Origin of the sequence: Vibrio sp. J383 (assembly GCF_023503985.1) — a bacterium.
GTDB lineage: Bacteria > Pseudomonadota > Gammaproteobacteria > Enterobacterales > Vibrionaceae > Vibrio > Vibrio splendidus.
Window position 1 is genome coordinate 1,231,147 of the sequence record NZ_CP097293.1, and the last position, 19,585, is coordinate 1,250,731.

The window sequence follows — 19,585 nt, forward strand, 5'->3', positions numbered from 1 at the left end:
AATAAAACATGAAACTAACAGCAAAACCAGCGGCGAATAACGCTTTACTTATTTCTATTACGACACCGGATTTTAAAGGTGACGAAGCAAAAGAGTCTCTTGCCGAACTTGCTCGCTTAGTGACAACCCTAGGGTTTAAAGTAGTCGGTACGCAATCGCAACACCACAGTTCATCTCAAAGACAGAATGTGCTGGGTGCCGGTAAGCTTGCTGAAATTGCACACCTAACTGGTTATCAAGGCTCTATTGAAGAAGCAGAAGATGAAGACTTTATTGATGAGTCGTTTGATTTTAATGTTGAAATCGATGAGCTAGATTTTGATGATCTTCCAACGGGCAACTTCCAATACGGTGCCGCTGATGTTGTGGTATTTGACTGTGATTTAAGCCCATCTCAAATGCGTACTGTTGAGGCGAGTTTGGGTGTGGAAGTATTTGACCGTACTGGCATCATCATCGAAATCTTCAGCCGTCACGCTCGTACTCGTACTGCTCGTCTGCAAGTTGATATCGCTCGTCTAAACTACTTAGTGCCACGACTTCGTGAAACTGCTGAGGGTGATAAAGAGCGTCAAATGGGTCAGGGCGCAGGTGAAACTTCACTAGAGCTAGACCGTCGTAACGTACGTGACCAAATTGCTGCGCTTAAGCGTGAGCTAGTAAGCGTACAAGATGAAATGAAGACCCGACGCACAAGGCGCGCGGAGCTTTTCACTGTTGCTTTAGTTGGCTACACCAATGCCGGTAAGTCTTCGATGATGCGTGCAATGACCGCAACCGAAGTGGTGGGTGAAGATAAACTGTTCGCAACGCTAGATACTACGGTTCGTGCACTTCAGCCGATTACTCAGCCACGTATCTTGGTTTCAGACACCGTTGGTTTCATCAAGAAATTGCCACACGATCTGGTTGCTTCATTCCACTCAACGCTAGCAGAAGCGCATGATGCTTCACTGCTTTTGTATGTGGTTGATGCTTCTGACGTTTCGTTCCGCGCTCAACTTGATGTGGTACACGACGTATTAGCACAAGTGGGCGTTGAAGGTAGCGAAAAACTATTAGTGCTTAATAAGTGCGATAGATTGACTGAAGAACAGCAATTAGAGCTGATCGAAGAATTCCCAGATGCGATGCTAACGTCGACTCGTGATCCGCTAGATATTACGAAGCTGCACAAGTACATCGTTGGTGTTGCTGAAGAAGGCATGATCGAAGAAGAGATCACTATCCCTTATTCTGGACAAGGCATCATCGGTGAGATTCGCTCAAATATGAGTGTGGTTAAAGAAGAGTACGACTACGAACACATCAAATTAACGGTTCGTTCAAGCGCCATTGATTTAGCGCGACTGAAAAAGCGTATGCAGAAGTCTTAATCTTTTAGCTAGCTTAAGAAAAATGACCAAAAGAAAAGCGACCCGTTAAGGTCGCTTTTTTTATTGGTTGAGCTTAATTAACGCTGTATTGAAATGCCTATGCCATTCTTTGCGTCGGCTTCCAACGTGCTAGTTCTGGGTCAAGCTTGATACCTTGCGAAGTCAGCAGGTTAACACGTGCTAAGTAAGCCGCACCGTGCATCAGGTGCTTAGCAAGGTCGACCGCATTACGCTGTTGGTAATCATCTAGGTAGCTGTCTTTTGCCCATGCGTTGAATGCGCCAAGTGCCGGGCCAGCCCATACTTGGTAATCCATTTCTCGACCTTGTTCACCTGTGTTTGACCAGCGGCTAGAAAGCCCTAAGTACCAACGGAAGATCAACGCCATCTTGCGCTTTGGGTTGCCTTCAGCACGTTCGATCTGTTTAGGGTCGCGCTCGTTAAAGTGCGCCACAGTTCCCGCCCAAATGTCATCCAGTGTTGAACGGAATACTTGTTTCTCAAGCTTCAGGCGTTCTTCTACTGGAATCGCTTCAATAGAATCGTAACGCGTGTATAGCTCGTACAGCTTGTTAGCACGCATCGGGAACAAGGTGCCACGCTTAACCACTTGCAGTTTCACGCCCATTTCGAACATGTCTGCCGCCGGAGCCATAGTCACGTCTGCCATTTCTGTTGTTGAAAGCAGCTTACGTGTGTGTTCGCTCGCGCCAGCCTCAACACACGCTTGGTTGATAGAGCCAGTAACAATGTAAGCTGCGCCCATGTTAAACGTCGCTAGAGCAGCGTCAGGCGTACCTACGCCACCACCACAACCTACACGTAATGGTGTTTTGAATTGGTATTGTGCTTGGATCTCTTCTTTCAACGCTAGAATGGTAGGAAGCAGAGTAACCAGTGGTCGGTTATCGGTGTGCCCGCCAGAATCGGCTTCAGCAGTAATATCGTCAGCCATAGGAACAAGCTGTGCCAGTTCCATTTGTTCTGCTGTGATACGGCCTTCATCAACCAAAGCTTGCAGCATTTTCACAGGAGCAGGTTGCATGAACTTACTTGCGACTTCAGTACGGCTTACCTTAGCAATAACTTTGTTGCCAATCTGAATCTCACCTTGTGCATCGCGGCTAAGGCCCGCGGCACGGTAGTGAACGACTTGCGGTGTTAGACCTAAGAAAGCAGAAGCCTCAACCGTTTTTACTTTATGCTTCAAAAACAGCTCAACACTGCCGCGTTCTAGTGCGGGTTCGCTTGGGCTGTGAATCAGATTAAACGCATAAGGGCCGTTTGGCAGTGCTGATTGAATACGATTAATCGCTTGCTCAACACGAGACGGGATTAAGCCCGCCGCGCCAAATGAACAAAGAATGCCAGCTTGGCCAAGGGCAATTACTAGCTCTTCAGATGAAATGCCGTTGGCCATTGCGCCTGCATAGTAAGCGTATTTCACGCCGTGGCAGCGACGAAAATCTTCGTCGCCTAGGCTTTGTGTACCAAGAGCTGGAGCAAATGCGCTAACAGGTTGGTTGTTCGCTGAACTTGCTGAATCGCCTGATGCAATCTCTGCTTGTTGGCTTACGCCTAAGCCTTTTTCTGGGTGGTTCACGACGTAACAAGCAAGGCTTAAATCTTTCAAGATTGTCGACATTGCTGCGTTATCGAAACGCGTTGTGTTCTCTTCGATCTGCCAAGGCCACGGAGATAGCTTTTCGTTATTGATTGTAGTTTGAGTTGTCATACTAAATTCTTTCCTAATTCTCTGTCTCTAATGGCGGCTTATGCTTTATCGATAGCAGAGGCTTTATCGATAACAGGAGCTTCTTCGATACAAATTGCGATGTCTTTCACTTCGTAAATACGCAGACCATCTTTGCTTAGGTTTGCGTCACCAACGATGATGCGTTTACCGTCTTCATCTTTAATTGCAGTGATGTGTACATCCAGAGACATCTGTTTGTTCAGAGGGTTAATCTGACCACGATATTTCCATTTCACTTCAGATTGGATTTGACCAAACTTAGGATTACGGAAGCCAGCGCCAAGGTCTTTGTTTAGCGCATAGGTTTGCATTAACTCGATGATCGCTTCGACACCTAGAGAGCCTGGCATTACCGGATCTTGATGGAAGTGGAACTGGAAGAACCAATCGCTTGGGTCAATCGTACGCTCAGCGTATAGGTAACCAAGGCCATCTTTACCACCATCGCTGGTGATCTGCACAGTATCGATAAAGTTCAAACGACCGCCAGCCAGCTGGTAGTGCTCTTGCACTTCACCAGTAGCAGAAATAGGTGCATTGAAGTAACGTGTCGTTTTGTCTAGCAGGTTGATGTTTACATCCGGTGTGCGGTTGTTATCAACGTGCCAAGGGTGAGTCACTTTACCGTTGTCCAAACCAAGTTGGTCTTTCAGTGCTGCGCCTTTGAAGTAACCAAATACCGCTGTACCTTGGTAGAAAGGCACGCCGTCAGTACTCAGTTCGAAGCTGAAGCTCTGTACGATGTTGGTGCCCATCTTTACGGTTGAAAGCAGACGAGAATCGTTGGTGATCGTTTTGCCACGTAAGTCGACGTTACGCAGCATTTTGCCGCTGCCGTCTAGGTTACGGAAAAACAGTTCTTCACCTGGGAAGCCCAGTGTGGTGCCCATGTAGCCTGAGATGAAGCCGTTTGGCTGCAGTGAAATCTCCATCAATACCGAGTAAGGCATTAGGGTCTGGTGGCTGTTTTCATCAAAGTACCATGCGTTTTCTGGCACTTCGTATTCTGCAATACACGATGAAGGCTTCTTGAAGTCGCCACGCTTACCATCGATTTCAACGACACGAGTGGTTAGCTGTAGGTCTCCACATGGAGTACGTGGTGGGATCATGCCACGGTAGATAGAGAAATCAGGACCAAAACATTTCTCGATATCGCCAGTCGCAAATTCGAACATGTGGTAAGGCGTGAACGGAACCGTATCGGGTGTGCGGTTCGGGTAATCAGGAGTTACCGGAGCTTCCACATGTTGAAGAGGAACCACACCTTTGTTAGGCGCTGTTGCTAGGTCTTCAATTTGTGCCATCAATGGTGCATTCGCTGAAGCCTGTTGGTTCACTGCTGGTGTATGGCCCAAGCTTTTATGGTCCAAGTTTTCGATAACAGGGGTCGCGACAGCTGTTTCTAAAGAAGGTAGGTAACGAGTACATTCGTCGTCTTCTTTGATCATCACACCCAAGTTTTGGAAATCAACAATCACTTTGCCGTTCAGTAAGATATCGATGTTGGCTTTTGCGTATGGGCGAGGGCTTAAACCAATTTCAGTCACTTCCATGCGGTAAGTCAGTTCTGCCGATTGCGGTAGAACTTGACCACGACAACGTACTTGTTGAGGGGCATTTTCCAGCGGTTGGAAACGGCCATTTTGAACAAGTGTGTGCATGCCAAGGTGCATCATGAAGAACTGAAGCAGTTGACCACAACCTTCTGCCATCAAAGATCCAGCCATTACTGAGTCATCTTTGAAGTGACAAGGGAAGTACCAGTGTTCAGGTTCTAGCTGTTTGTGACCTTCAATCAGACCAAGTCCCCATGTGCCGCCTTGCGGTTCAACACGGCTAACCTTTTCTATCATCATGAACTTCTCTGAGCTGAAGCACAAAGAAGGCTGGTGGCGATTAGATTGGTGAGTTGGGCCAAAACACTCTGCGATGTTTGCAGTCAGCAGGTGGCGCAGTTCTTGATGGTTAAACTGCGTTTTAGGACAGTGCAACATAGGGTCGAAGCGTTGCTTAGTTGCCAGCTTACGAGCCTTGATTTCATCTTCAGTGTGAATCACACCTTTGCCGTCTGCTAGCTCTTCATCAGTGAAGAAGCCCGCACAGCCGTTATCCATTTTCAGGATCATCTTGTCGCCAACGAAACACTCGTACGAGAAGAAGAACAGTAATGTGTCGCCATTGCGAGCAAAGTTGTTGATTGAGATATCGTAACGCAGTGTATCGCCACCACGAGGCAAGTCGCCAAGGAAGGTCAGCGTACAATCAAGCAGGCGATAAACACGCTCGCCTTTGTTTTCAAAATCAATGCCTAAGTAGCTGATCAGCATTAGATCACACTGACCAGATTCAACTGCAACAGCCCAAGGGATCTGACCATCAACAAGATACGGCGCATCAACTGGGATGTCGTATTCGGTGGTCATTGTGCTTGGTTTGTACTCGTTCATTGTCGCGTTGAGCTTAGTGACACGAGATACCAGTAGGTAGTCGGTGGTTGGCAAACGAACGCGGCGCGAGTAGCTATCAATGATAGCGTAATCAGGGCCAAATACGTTCGCAATATCGCCTTCAGCATACTCTACCAGATCATCGTAATCCCAAATGCATGGCTTACGGATAGGTTTTACTGGTGCTGGTGTTGCAAGTACGTTGACTGACTGAGCCTGAGTAGGTTGAGCTTGAACAGGCTGAGCTGGCATTTGTTGAGAAGCGGCTGAGCTATCTAAACCAGACGTCACTGCGTTTAGCTGTGCTTTTAATAGCGCATCAGCCATCTGCATGCCTTGGGCACGAGTGTGCAGGAATGCTTTGTGTACTTGCTGAGCTGCTTGCTGGTTTTGAGCAAAAGCTTGGTTTTGTGGTGTTACAGACGGCTGTAATGCTACATCCGTATTAGCGTCGCTTTGAGACGCGCCATTTTTAGCGGATAGGACATGAGTCATATTGCTGTGGTTACCTGTTAGCTGACTGTGGCGAGTTGGCGCCAGAGTAGGGGATACTGAAGTCGGAGTTTCGATTACTGGCTCTATCGCGTTCTGCGCTAATGCTTTCTTCTCTAACTCTTTTTGCGCAAGGGCTGCTTGAATGCTTGCTGTCGTTGGAACCGACGCCACTCTTGCTGCTTGTTTACCAGAAGCTTTCTGTTGAATCGTTGCTAAGTTAGTCATTGGGGTTTGGGCAATATGTTGATAGATATCGCGACCACCTAATGTCACTTGCTTAACCAATTGGCGCTTAGCATCACTCGCCAGTTCACTGCTTAAACGAACGGATAGTGATTGAGATTCAACACTCGATTGGCTTAGTAGCAGCTGTGAACATTGTCCTTCGCTGATGTTGGCAACAATCGCGCTCTTAGAGCTGACATTTGGATTCAGAGACTCAAGGTTCAGGTTGAGCAGACCGTGTAGCAGGCTTGCCATCCCAGAAGCTGCAGAGCAGTGACCCACACGTTGACTTGCTTGAGTAGTCTTTGTGTTCCCTAAACTTAGAGGCGAAGACTGATGAGATGAAGACTCTGGTGCATGGTTAAGTTCAAGCAGAGAAACATCGTTCGAGCTCATACCGACTTGAGTCAGTAACTCGTCAGCAACGGCATTGTTATGCTCGCTTGAGCCAAAGGCCAAGGCGTTGATGCTGCCGTAAGCCGTATCTTGGTCGCTAGCTACTCGGTTTTCTTCCACAAGAACAATTGCACCTGCGCCTTCGCCTACATTCCAACTGCCGTCTTGCGGTTGGCCGAATTTTGGAGAAAGTGACACTGGGCTCACGCTGTTCTTGAGAATCACATGTTCCGCACTGCCGCTTAGGTCGACGGCTGCAATCACAACGGCATCCATGGACTCTTGCGACATTAGGTTTTGCGCGACATCGATACAACGAGCAACTGACTGCTCAGCGGCTGAAATCGTAAAGGCAGGGCCGTTAAAGTCCCACAATGAAGAGATACGCGAAGCCATGATATTGCCGATGAAACTGGTGTATTGGTTCAGCTTGGCTGCGTCCATCACACTGTCCATCGCGATGGTTTCTAGCGATTGGTATTCATCTTGTGTTAGCTCAATACCCATGTTGGCAAAGCTGTCAGCCAGTTGGCTATGCAGGTTTACGCGTCCACGGAATTGGTGCATCTCAAGCTCTGTTTCCATCGCAACGAGTACTGCAACCTTTTGGCCTGATACAAGCTTGGCATCTTTGATGGCTTCGTCTGCAACTTTCATCAGTAGCAACTGCTGAGAGATCAAACGGTCATCTTCGTTTGGCGGCACTTTAAAACGTAGGAAATCGAGATCGAATTGATCGATGTACGCGCCGTTTGGAATGCCGTGTAAGCCAAACTGATTCAGTAGTTCTGGATGTCGGTCTAAGCCTTTCCAGCGTTTCTTAGGCAAGGCAATGAAAGCATCGTTGTTGGTTTCAATCGCAGTGCTCAGCGAGTTGATACTTTGCAGAGAACCGAAGTGAGACGCGAGGCCAGTAATGCTTAAATTAGACGGTTGTAGGCTTGGAGACGTTGACTCTAGAGCCTGGCTTACATGATTCGTGTCTGAATACGCTTCAAGCAGTAAGTGTGCGTTACAACCACCGAAACCAAATACAGAAACACCTGCGCAGCGCTCTGGGTTGCCCGCTTTGCTTGGCCAAGGTTGAACCTGCATTGGCAGAGTCTGTGGACCAAATAAACCTTCTGGTGAAGACAGTGGTTTGTCCAAATTAATACTTGGCGGAAGCACGCCTTCTTTCATCGCAAAGATCATCTTCATGATCCCCGGCATACCTGCCGCAGTCAGTAAGTGACCTAGGTTGGACTTCGCAGAACCAATCAATGGCGGGTTAGAACCATTCAATTTGTCAGCAAAGAAACGCTCCATTGAGGTTAACTCAACCTTGTCACCTAATGGTGTGCCGGTTGCGTGACACTCAATCACTTCGATGCTGTCTGGTGATAAGTTCGAAGCCTCGTAAGCGCGTTCAAAGGCTTGGACTTGTCCTTTGCTATTTGGGCTTAATACGAACTGACCACGGCCATCGTTCGACAAGCCAATACCGCTGACAACTGCGTAAATATTGTCGCCATCACGCTCTGCATCAGCTAAGCGTTTTAGCACTAAAACCCCCGCACCTTCGCCAGCAAACAGACCTTTACTGTTGCTATCAAACGGAACCGAAACACCGTGGTCAGGGTAAGCGTGGAAGATGGAAAAACCCATGTTGATAAAGAATGGGTCAGCACCTGATACCGCTCCTGCCAACATCATGTCGGCTTTGCCCGTGTTCAAGTAATCACACGCTAACTTCAATGAATACACTGAACTTGCACATGCCGCATCTAGGCTAAGTTGCACGTTACCTAAACCCAATGCATCAGCCACTAACTTAGAGGCGTTGTGTGCTGCAGCGCCATTGATAGGATTGAGGTCTTGCGCGGTTTCATTGGTTGGTAGCAGTGAAAATTGGTCATTAGCCAATTTATCTTTAAGTGCTTTCTCGACCACCGAGTGATACATCGGAAGAAACAGGTCGTTTGAACATGTGGTTGGGAACGAAAGGGCACCCATAATCACGCCTGTGCGCTCTAAAACATCGGCATTCAGATCAATGCCTGCGTCGACTAGCGCCTTACGACTGGTATCCAAAGCCCATAGAAAACTCTGGTCAACACCGTTGAACGACTCTGCTGTTAAGCGGTAGCCATTGCTATCGAAATTGAAGTTTTCGATGTAGCCGCCTTTGTCACAGTAAAAGCGGTCTGATTCGCCTTGTACGCCCTGATAGCTTTCGGGTTTAGCACCTAACTTTTCAGCGCTTAATGTGGTTCGAGAATCTTTTTTATCTAGCAAGTTTTGCCAAAAATCTTTTGGCGTATCCGCTTCTGGGTATTGGTTAGCAATACCGACAATCGCGATCTTATTGCACTTCGCTTGCTGTTTGTTTTGAGCCTGAGACTGGTTCGATTGAGAACTCATACTAGCTCTCCTTGATGATTCACTGCGCTGCCTTGAGACACACCACGTAATTGCTTAGCGGCGGTGATCTGTTGTTCTAGCCCTTGAATAAGTGGCTCGACAGACAGTGGAATTTGATGAGTAATGAGCTGGCCAATACACTTGATGAGCGTGACAACATCGTCGCCACCCTTGGCATTGGAAGCAATTGTGCAGTACTGGTCGGCTACGTTGTCGCTACGATTGATCTTGTCGATCAATGTGCTGGTTTGACGATCGGCACCGACTTCTATAAACAGACGAGCACCTTGTTGACGCGCACTCTGGATCAACGCGGTGAAATCTAACGTTGAACAGAAGGTGTCGGCAATCGAAAGGGCGATACTATCTCTGTCGATATTGATTGGTGCGCCAGTCGGTAGACCTGCTGCGCTGATAAAGCGGATATGCTTTGGCAACTCGTCGAACAGTGGTTGAGTGTAAAACTCCTGCACTTGGCTATGCTGGCTCAACGCTGGCGTGGTGTGCATTGCAGTAACACGGTTCGCGGCAATGCCACGTTTACCCAGTTTCTTGAGCAGAGCACGACAGGTGCTTTCACAGCCTGCCAGTACGCAAGTATCACCTTGGATGATAGCGAGATAAGCGCGCGGAAACTCTGGTAACAGAGCCTCAATCGCTTGTGCATCACTGCGAACCACAAAGCTATTCCATTGGATGCTTTCGTCGCCGTTCAGCTGCCAATCTTGACGCACTGCGGTGAGTTCGCCAGAAATAGCCGTGGTGAAGATAGGGCTAGTTTGAGTCATCTCAATCAGCGCATGTGGATTTTTCCAAACATTTAAGCTGGCCCACATGGAGGCTTCACCCTTGGAGTAGCCCAAGGCGAAATCTGGCTGCACTTTGAATTCATCACACAGCAGTTGTGTTAACAGATAACTACTGCCCACACCTGCAATTGCCAGCTCACTGAGCGACATTTCTTGCGCATCGTCAGCATAGGTTTTTTCAGCCTGTAGCATCTCTTTCAAGTTACCTTCGCGCTCTAAGCGGGCAAATAACTGTGGGAAATGGTGGTGAAATTCGCGCAACATACCGGGATAAACCGTGCCAACACCAGGGTAAACAAATGCAACACCACCTTTGCTTTGAGGCTTCGGTGAGAAACAACTGCCCGCTGGCGTTTTGTAGTGGCTACTGTCAGCCATTACTTTTGGCAACGCATTTTCTAGCGCTGTGATCTCTTGCAATGCAGCATCAATTGAAGCCGCTTGAATCACGATGTTTGCACCTCGGCCAGCATTGTGTTGAACGCTTTGGAAGTGACTTAGGTTTGAATGCATCAAGGTGGCGATAGCAAGTTCGCTGTCTGCCGATTCGTTAACGCATTTAAGCTCTTCTCTTAACGAGGTTAACTGAGAAATCAATTCGGCTTGTTCGCAGCCAGAAACCACAAACATCAAACGCTCGCTCGATAGCAAGGGCTTTGGTTCTTGCAAACCGGTCGCTTGAGTCAATATCAGGCTGGTGGCTTTTTGGCTATCGTCATTGAAAGTTAACGCAGCAACACGTGCTTTTTTCGGCTCAGTGAACCAGTAATTGTTAGGTAATGAATGGCTCGGTAATGAACGGCTCGATATCGCATTCACCATGTTCAACAATTTATCAAACTGCTGCGAAGCAGAGAGCGTAGAGTATTGCTGTTGATGGCTTAAATCTGTCGCGGGGCGGCGTGCAATACCCAGAGCTAGCTGAATGCTATCTCCGGTAGTTGCATCTACAAAACTCGCTAGATAAGCGTGTGGATGAATCTTGTTTTGAGCAGCGGCTAACGCACTCACCATCACTAAGGATTGTGAGTGAGAATCCAAACAGAGTTTAACGACACTACCTTGATTGACTGTCTCGATGGCGTGAGCAAGTGCTTGATTAAAATTGCCATCAACCACAACAGTTATCATGTCTGGGAACGAAGATAATAAGTCGGCAGAAAGCTCAGCCGCGTTTGCTGGCTGAGCTAAAAGAGCGATGCGCAATGGCATCGCTTTATTAGTAGGAACAGTCACTATGACAATTGCTCCTTTTCTGGGTTCTTAGTCGCCTCTTTCTTTGATACTGCTGAGCTAGACTTCGGCAAAAATGCGTCGTTTAAGCTCTTGCTGATGGTGACTTTTGCACCTTTCATTACCGCACTTAAACGACCATCTTGGTGGTAAAGCGAAATATCAGCTTGCAGTGAACGAGCCGTGCTTTTTATCACGCTCAGCTCTAGCCAACCTTGGTCACCATTGTGCATCGGTGCGTAACAAACAAACTCACCGATAGCAGACGGTAGGCTTGCCGCGCCGTATTTCAATCGAGCCCATACCAGCATTGCTTGCAACAGATAATCTTCAGCAAATGGTTGGCTATCGCCAAAGCCTTGCTTAGGAATAAATGATCCGCAGTCACTGTTTTCAATCTGTGGCAACTGGCATTGAGCCAATAAGCCTAAGCCGTCAAAGCGTTCGACTGAGGTAATACCTTGCAATCTTGGTCCGTGAAACAGAGTGCCGTCACTGTATAGAGCTTGTGCCGTTTTTACAGGTGCTGAAGTGTTGGCTTCAAAGCGCTTTTCTGACGCTTGTTGAACATCTTCAGACACTTGCACAGAGGCAACTTGCAACTGAGCTTGATACTGTGGTCGCCCTTGGCAACTGATCACCGCTTTTAGCTGATCTTTTGATTTAGCATCAATCGAAAGAACCAGTTTCAGCTCTTGTACTTCATCAGTATCAAAAATCACACCTTTCAGCAGTTTGTAGTTGTGAACGCTAACGTTCACCCCTAACAGTTGCTCTGCGACTTCACGCATCCATTGGATGGCACACACTGTCGGTAACACTGGGTTACCGGCAATGCAGTGATCTTGAATGAAAGGCAAAGCCTTAGGATCAAGATGACGTGTCACAGTGATGCTTGTATTCAGCGGACTCTTTGCAAGATGCACAGACTCCGCATTAAGCTTTTTTACAGCAGCTTCCTTGTTGTCAGAACCTTGCATGCTCGTACCAACCAGCAGTTGAATGCCAGTTTCGTTTAGTAGTTGAGAACTAAATAGCTCTGCACCCGCCTGAAGAGGAATCACGTACACACCACGCTCTGTGAACATACGTTTCAGTGCTGCGTTGACCATGCCACCGTCCCACGGTCCCCAGTTGAAGCTCATTACTTTCGCTTGAGGGTTACGCGCTGACAATTGCAGAGCCGCTTTGTTTAGGATCTCGTTAGACATCGAGTAATCACTTTGGCCTGTGTTTCCGTAGAAACCCGCCGCCGAAGAGAACATCGCAATCAGTTTTAGCTTGCTGCTATCAAGACCACCAAGAACCGCTTCTAGTCCGCCCACTTTCGTGCCGTAAACCATGTTCAGTTCATCAAGTGTTTTATCTTGAATGTGCTTGTCAGCCAGTACGCCTGCACCGTGGATAAGACCTGTGATGCCTTCGAAATTCGCCAGCGTTTTCGCTACTGACTCATGGTTCGATACATCTAGGCTTAGGTATTCAGCGCTCGCGCCAATCTCGTTGAAAGCGGCAAGTGCTGCGTTGATTTCAAGGCTGCTCAATACCGGTTTTAGCAAGGCATCAACTTTCTTCGGCGTTGGCTTATCACCCGTAGCTTGTAGGTGCGCAATTGCAGCAGGTTTTAGCTCTTTCTCTTGCTTGCCTTGTGCCCACTGAGGTAGCTCAGCTGAAGTAATATGCTTACTACGACCTGCAAGAATGAAATGAGATTTACATTGCTTAGCAAGCGTCAGTGCACATTCAAACGTCACGCCTTTAGCGCCACCCGTCACCAGAACTTTGTCGCTCTTGGTGAGTTGAGCGCCTGTGTTTTTAGTTTGTGCAGCGCCTGGTGTTGTCGCAATCAGTGTTGCACGACCAGATTCACCGTTTTCCGCATGGCTAAGGCCGATTTCCACCGTGTTGGTATCGATATCGAACAGTTCGCCTGTGATAGCTTCAGCTAGGTGACGAGCATCAATAGAAGCGTCAGCATCCAATGCACGGCAGAACACGTTTGACCATTCATGGCTCAGTGTCTTCGTTAGACCAGACAACGCGGCTTGGTTAAGTTCTGCATTCGCTAATTGCTTAGTATCTAGGTAACCAAAGCCACCATCGATACGGCTTAGTGTGAAGAACACACTGCGACCAGAAACGGCATTCAGTTGGCCATTTAGGTGCTTGGCGAATAAGAACGCTGTCGTCAGTGAAGCTCTTGAATCTGCATTCAAGTTAACCGCTTGCTCGTTGCTTTGTTTAGCATCAACGATAGCTTGTAAATGAATGAAGCCAGCAATCACTTTCTTCGACGTTTTAAGGTCTGCTTCGATGTTGTTAATAACTGCAGTCACACCAGCATCATCGACACTGTTGAGCGTGTAGCTCGCGATTTCACTGTTTAAAGGTGACGCGGCAGAAAGAGCACTACGCACTACGGCAACTTGAATGCCGTTAGCGGTCAACTTTTCTGCTAGAACACCGGCGTTGTGACCATCATCTGTGATCACGACACAAGCGTCTTTTGAGAAACAATCGACGAGTTTATCTGCCGCTGGTAGCTTTTTTAGCGCCACCTCATTGTGTGGAGGAAGTTCCGCTGTCGCTGTTTCTGCGATAGGCGTGACTGATTCAGCTTTTGGAGTCGCTACGGCTGCAGCAGCGGATAGCTTGCTTTGCATGTAGGTAACGATTTCACCAAGCGTACGACACTCAGCTAAGTCTTCAGGGTTTAGCTCTGGCAGCGTTGGTAGCTGGTCTTGAACCGTACCTAGAATTTCAACGCGTTTGATAGAGTCGATACCAAGGTCTGCTTCCATATCCATTGCTAGGTCGAGCATTTCTGCTGGGTAGCCTGTTTTGTCGGCAACCACTTCCATCATTGTGGATTGAACATGAGCAGGGTTTAGGTCGTTGCTCGTGCTTTCTGCAGCAGGAGCTACTGTCGTTGCTTCCGAACTAGGAGCTAACTTGCTATTCATGTAGTCAACGATTTCGCCAAGAGTACGACACTCAGCTAAATCTTCAGGGTTCAGCTCTGGCAATGTTGGTAGCTGGTCTTGAACTGTTCCAAGGATCTCAACACGTTTGATTGAGTCGATGCCAAGGTCTGCTTCCATGTCCATTGCTAGGTCTAGCATTTCTGTTGGGTAGCCTGTTTTATCAGCCACTACGCTCAGCATTGTGCTTTGAACTTGTTCTGCGTTTAAAGCGTTTGATACTGCTTGCGCTGATGCAGATGCTTGAGCTGCTACAGGAGTAGAAGCCGGAAGCTTACTGTTCATGCTTTTAGTATTCATGTAAGCAACGATCTCGCCTAGAGTACGACACTCAGCGAGATCTTCAGGGTTTAGTTCTGGAAGAGTCGGTAGTTCATCTTGAACCGTACCAAGAATCTCAACACGCTTGATTGAGTCGATACCAAGGTCAGCTTCCATGTCCATTGCTAGGTCTAGCATTTCAGTCGGGTAGCCTGTCTTCTCTGCGACTACTTCTAGCATGGTTTTTTGAACGACAGCGGCATCTAAACCGCTAGCTGCTTGAACTGAAGTTACTGCAGTTTGAGCGACTACAGGAGCAGAAGCTGGAAGCTTGCTGTTCATATAAGCAACGATTTCGCCAAGAGTACGACACTCAGCTAAGTCTTCAGGGTTTAGCTCTGGAAGAGTAGGCAGTTCATCTTGAACCGTACCAAGAATCTCAACACGTTTGATTGAGTCGATGCCAAGGTCTGCTTCCATATCCATTTCTAGATCAAGCATTTCTGTTGGGTAACCTGTCTTCTCAGCAACCACTTCTAGCATGGTTTGTTGAACGACTTTCGCATCAAGACCGTTAGCAGCTTGAACAGGAGCAGTTGCGCTTGGCTGTGCTGCCACAGGCGCTGATGCTGGCATCTTGCTGTTCATGTAGGTAACGATTTCACCAAGAGTACGACACTCAGCTAAATCTTCAGGGTTTAGCTCAGGTAGGTTCGGCATTTCGTCTTGAACGGTACCAAGGATCTCTACGCGCTTGATTGAGTCGATACCAAGGTCTGCTTCCATGTCCATTTCTAGATCAAGCATTTCCGTTGGGTAACCCGTTTTCTCAGCGACCACTTCTAGCATCACTTTTTCAGCATCGGCTGATTGTACTGCTATTGGTGCAGCCACAGGAGCCGGTTGCGCTTTAACTGGAACAGGTTGAGCTGCAACAGGCGCTGCCGCTTGAGCCGCTACTTGTGGTGCAGAACCAGCTTTCTGTACTGGAGCTTGTTGAGCTGTTGTATTTTGAACCGGTGCAGCTTGAACAGACTGAGCTTGTACAGGAGTCGCTTGTACTTGAGCTACAGGCTGTTGAACGATAGTTGTTGGAGTAGCTTGAATCACTGGCTGAGCATTTACAGACGCAACGAAGGTAGGTTGTGCCGTTTGTACTGAACCTTGCGTCAGCATATTAAGTGCAGAGCTGTTGCTGTGTGCTTGCATCTCGAGGTAATGAGCGTGAGCTTTTAGCGTTTCAGCTTGGTGCTGGTGGAACATTTCCATAGAACGCTGTAGGTTCTCAGGAATTGCTACGCCTGCTGTTGCCATTTTCGCTTGCTCAGACATTAGGGTGTTGAACGTGTCACCGTATTGCTGAGGAATCGCAAGGAACTGCTGATGTACTTCTGCTGCTTGTTGTTGAGCATTGAAGAATGATTGCAGTGAAGACTCATCAACCGTTACTGAAGCTGTTGGTTGAATAGTCGCTGGTGCAGGTTGCGCCACTTGAGGCTGCTGAGTTGCTGTTGCTACTCGTACACTTGGTGCTGCAACTGATTGTTGTACATTTGAAGCTTGAGGAGCAGGCACATGTACTTCAACGATTTCTGTTTTGATCACTTCTTTTTCCACGATTTTCTCGACTTCAACTTTCACTTCAACAATCTCAGTTTTTTCGGTGACGTTGCCCGAAGCCAGTGATTGATCCATTTTCTTACGAGTAGCAGGGCTGATGTAGTTGGTTGCATTCAGCTTGATGTTCATTGGTGATGCCTTTGCAGGTTCAGCAATGTCAGCTTGGTAAGGGTCAATGTTGTCTAATGAAACACCTGCCACGCACAGTTGAACCGCAGCTAAACGAAGCTGTTGGTCACTGTCACCTTTAGGGCTTGGGTTGATGCTGATTGCGTAAAGCTCTTCGTTCTTATCAGCCAATGTTTTCTCAACCAGCTTTTGAAGAATGTTCTTCGGACCGAACTCGACGAATACACGCGCACCGGCTTCATACATCGCTTCAATTTGCTCGCTGAAACGAACCGATTGCAGCATGTGCTGTTTGAATGCTTTCTTAATCGCTTTCGCGTCTTTGCTGTGCAGTTTGCCCGTTGCGTTTGAGTAAAGCGGCAGCGTTGGAGCGCTGAATGAAGCTTTATCAATTGCAGCAGCAAATGGTTTTTGAGCGTGAGCAACAAGCGGTGTGTGGAAAGCACCAGAAACTGGCAGAGCAATCGCTTTGAAGCCTTGTTCTGTTAGCGCTTGTGCTGCTTGTTGAACCGTCGCAGTTGGACCTGCAATAACCAGTTGAGTCGAAGCGTTGTAGTTGGCAATGCTCACGCCTTCGAATTGGCTGATGCAGCTTTCAACGGCTGGAAGCTTGTCTGCGTCTAAGATGACCGCAAACATAGTACCGCTGTCGCCTTGTTCAGGTGTTGCTGCCATTGCATCGCCACGAGCGAAAGCTAGCTGGTAGTAATCGTCTTGCGAGATAACACCCGATGCACATAGTGCACTTAGTTCACCAAAGCTATGACCTGCGACCATGTCAGCTTTGAAGCCAGCTTGAGTCATGATGTCGAACTGACCCATAGACACAGTGCCAATCGCACTTTGCGCATTGGCCGTGTTGGTTAGCACCGCTTCTTGAGCTTTGGTTGCTTCTGGTGTGAACGTTGGAATTGGGAACAGAATTTGCGACAGAGCCGTTTTCTTGTGCTGACCAAATACTTGATCCGCTTGAGCAAGCTGTTGGCGCATTTCAGGGTAATGACAAGCAAGCTCGCGGCCCATGTTCAGGTATTGCGAACCTTGACCTGCAAATAGCGCTGCCACTTTACCTGCACCGTTTTCAGCAATCAGTGCCGACTCACGATAGCTAGTACCGTTTGGCATCTGCCAATGTGTTTTGGTTTGGCTTTCAAGCATAGAAACCGCTTGAGTCAGTTGCGCTTGAAGGTCTGCTTGGTCAGTGACAACTAAACCAAGACGAGCGTGCTTAGCGTCAACTTCGCGTAGAGCGTGCTGCTCAGCAAGCGCTTCCAGTTTGAACACAGCGTCTGCAGCTTGAGTTGAAACTTGTTTTAGCTCATTGATCAGTGCTTGACGAGATTCAGCGCTGAATAACAGAGTCTGAGGTACTTGGCGCTGACGGTATTTGTCACCGCGAGCGTGTTCAGGCGTGTACTCTTCTAATACAACGTGGAAGTTAGTGCCACCAAAACCGAATGAGCTGATACCTGCACGGCGTGGTGTGCCGTCGACACGTTTCATCCAAGGACGCGTTTGTGTGTTTAGGTAGAACGGTGAGTTCTCGATATCCAACTTAGGATTCGGAGCTGATACGTTGATCGTTGGCGGCAGTACTTTGTGGTGCAGTGCTAAGGCAGCTTTGATTAAACCTGCAGTACCCGCGGTTGATTTAGTGTGACCAATTTGAGATTTCACAGAGCCTAACGCAATGTGTTGCTTCTCTTCATTGTTCTCACTGAATACTGAGTTTAGGCCACCAAATTCAGCAACATCACCCGCTGCAGTACCTGTGCCGTGCGCCTCTAGCAGACCAAGAGTGTGCGGTGCGAAACCAGCATCATCGTAAGCACGTTTTAGTGCTTTTGCTTGTCCTTCAGGGCGAGGTGCGTAAATACTCTTGAACTTACCATCCGAAGAAGAACCGACACCTTTAATCACGGAGTAGATTCTGTCGCCGTCGCGCTCTGCATCTTCAAGACGCTTAAGAGCAACCATGCCGATGCCTTCACCAATCATCATGCCTTTTGAGTCGATGTCGAAAGGTTGAATGGTTTCATTGGTGGTAAATGCAGGTGTTTTAGAGAAGCTCATGTACATGGTTGGTGAGTTATCAGTACACACACCACCTGTGATCATCATTTCACTGCGGCCTTCAACCAGCTCACTTAGAGCCATACGCATTGCGGCTAGAGAACCTGCACACGCAGCATCTACTACACAGTTGATGCCACCAAGGTCAAAGCGGTTAGCAATACGACCTGATATTACGTTACCCAATGAACCAGGGAATGAGTTCTCTTCCCAGTGGATGTATTGGTCTTGGAATTTTTTGATCAGCATTTCGCTGTCGTCGTCGCTGATACCACTGCTCTTGAATACTTTTTTCAAAACAGGGTATTGAAGACGAGCATTTAGGCTTTGAGCGATCTTTTGACCACCACCAACACCGAGCGTGATACCGATCTTATCGCGATCGTAGCCTTCAGGCAGCTTGGCATCTTCAAGTACTTCTTTTGCCACGATCAGAGAAAGCAGCTGCGACGTATCAGTCAGTTCTAGGATATTTGGCGGAAGACCGAACTCCATAGGGTTGAAGTCCACTTCTGGGATGAAACCACCGCGCTTACAGTAAGACTTGTCTGGCGTAGTACGATCTGAGTCGTAGTAATCTTCTGGACGCCAGTGCGTATCGGGCACTTCAGTAATAGCATCGATCTTTTCGCTAATAAGGTCCCAAAATTTATTCAGGTAACGAGAGTTTGCAAACATGCTCGCCATACCAACGATAGCGACAGGCATATCTTTAAGGCGTTTATTCAGTCGAGTATCGTCGACTGATTCCGGTGTATTTGTCTCGGGTTGGCTCATTATGAGTCTCCACTAGAAATCACAGAAAGTGATGTCGTGTTTTGAGGCTGCGCTTTTAAAATTAAAGAAAGAAAATCTGAAACAGATTTAGGGAAGCGCAGCTGAAAATTCAGGTTGCTGAGTGGCGGCAACCAGATAGAAATTAGGCTTTCGAAGTGCGTTGACTTACGAGAGTAGGGGAGGTGTTTCATGCGCGACGGTGGCATTCAAATGTTGAGGCGATGTCCATTAAAATCCTGTTCAAAGTCTGACTAAATGAAAAGTCGGTATCCGCAAAGAAAACGTGTGAATTTGTTTAATGGTTGAGCAGGCTACCCGAGGTGACTTATTGATACAATGCTCCGAGAGGCCACTATGATCTGTTCAGACCAGATGAATTTGGTATGGTTTTGATTTTTGCATTTTCAATTTAATTAACTTGTTGATAATTAATGGTTATGAGTTGTTATTTAGTGTTTTTACTCTATATTTTGATTTGGTGAGATCTATGTCATGTTTTTGTAAGTAACATTTAATGGATGCCTCTTGTGCAAGGCTAAGTGTGATCTGTGTTTTAATTTGTTATTATTTGAAAAATTGGTTTTAAGCCCGTATATGAAGG

At 47.6% G+C, this 19,585-nt stretch carries 6 protein-coding genes; 1 reads left to right on the forward strand and 5 read right to left on the reverse strand.

The window, feature by feature from the left end:
* The first annotated feature begins 8 nt into the window (after nt 1-8).
* Nucleotides 9-1,376 carry a GTPase HflX gene (gene hflX, locus M4S28_RS05610; RefSeq protein ID WP_017076784.1) on the forward strand — a complete coding sequence of 456 codons (1,368 nt, stop codon included), beginning with the start codon at nt 9-11 and terminating at the stop codon, nt 1,374-1,376.
* A 97-nt stretch (nt 1,377-1,473) separates the two neighbouring features.
* Here the strand turns inward: hflX and pfaD are convergent, their stop codons facing one another.
* Genes pfaD through M4S28_RS26600 form a run of 5 tightly spaced genes read right to left on the reverse strand, consistent with a single transcriptional unit; the run spans nt 1,474 to nt 19,175 of the window.
* Nucleotides 1,474-3,111 (reverse strand): eicosapentaenoate synthase subunit PfaD, encoded by a 1,638-nt coding sequence (pfaD, locus tag M4S28_RS05615; RefSeq protein WP_249632443.1) that lies wholly within the window; start codon nt 3,109-3,111, stop codon nt 1,474-1,476.
* A 38-nt stretch (nt 3,112-3,149) separates the two neighbouring features.
* On the reverse strand, nt 3,150-9,101 hold the full coding sequence (locus M4S28_RS05620) for a hotdog fold thioesterase (protein WP_249632444.1): 5,952 nt from the start codon (nt 9,099-9,101) through the stop codon (nt 3,150-3,152).
* On the reverse strand, nt 9,098-11,146 hold the full coding sequence (locus M4S28_RS05625; protein ID WP_249632445.1) for a PfaB family protein: 2,049 nt from the start codon (nt 11,144-11,146) through the stop codon (nt 9,098-9,100). Before M4S28_RS05625 ends, M4S28_RS05620 begins: the two co-directional genes overlap by 4 nt.
* Nucleotides 11,146-18,984 carry a type I polyketide synthase gene (locus M4S28_RS05630; protein ID WP_249632446.1) on the reverse strand — a complete coding sequence of 2,613 codons (7,839 nt, stop codon included), beginning with the start codon at nt 18,982-18,984 and terminating at the stop codon, nt 11,146-11,148. The genes M4S28_RS05625 and M4S28_RS05630 overlap by 1 nt, the downstream gene beginning before the upstream one ends.
* The gene (locus M4S28_RS26600; RefSeq protein ID WP_017076779.1) at nt 18,984-19,175 is read right to left on the reverse strand and encodes a hypothetical protein; all 192 of its coding nucleotides are present in this window, start codon (nt 19,173-19,175) and stop codon (nt 18,984-18,986) included. The genes M4S28_RS05630 and M4S28_RS26600 overlap by 1 nt, the downstream gene beginning before the upstream one ends.
* Nucleotides 19,176-19,585: the final 410 nt, after the last annotated feature.

Excerpts from the sequence above, each read along its gene's own strand:
- M4S28_RS05630 (WP_249632446.1), bottom strand. The coding sequence starts at position 18,984 with ATGAGCCAACCCGAGACAAATACACCGGAATCAGTCGACGATACTCGA.
- M4S28_RS26600 (WP_017076779.1), bottom strand. The coding sequence starts at position 19,175 with ATGAAACACCTCCCCTACTCTCGTAAGTCAACGCACTTCGAAAGCCTA.
- hflX (WP_017076784.1), top strand. The coding sequence starts at position 9 with ATGAAACTAACAGCAAAACCAGCGGCGAATAACGCTTTACTTATTTCT.
- M4S28_RS05620 (WP_249632444.1), bottom strand. The coding sequence starts at position 9,101 with ATGAGTTCTCAATCGAACCAGTCTCAGGCTCAAAACAAACAGCAAGCG.
- pfaD (WP_249632443.1), bottom strand. The coding sequence starts at position 3,111 with ATGACAACTCAAACTACAATCAATAACGAAAAGCTATCTCCGTGGCCT.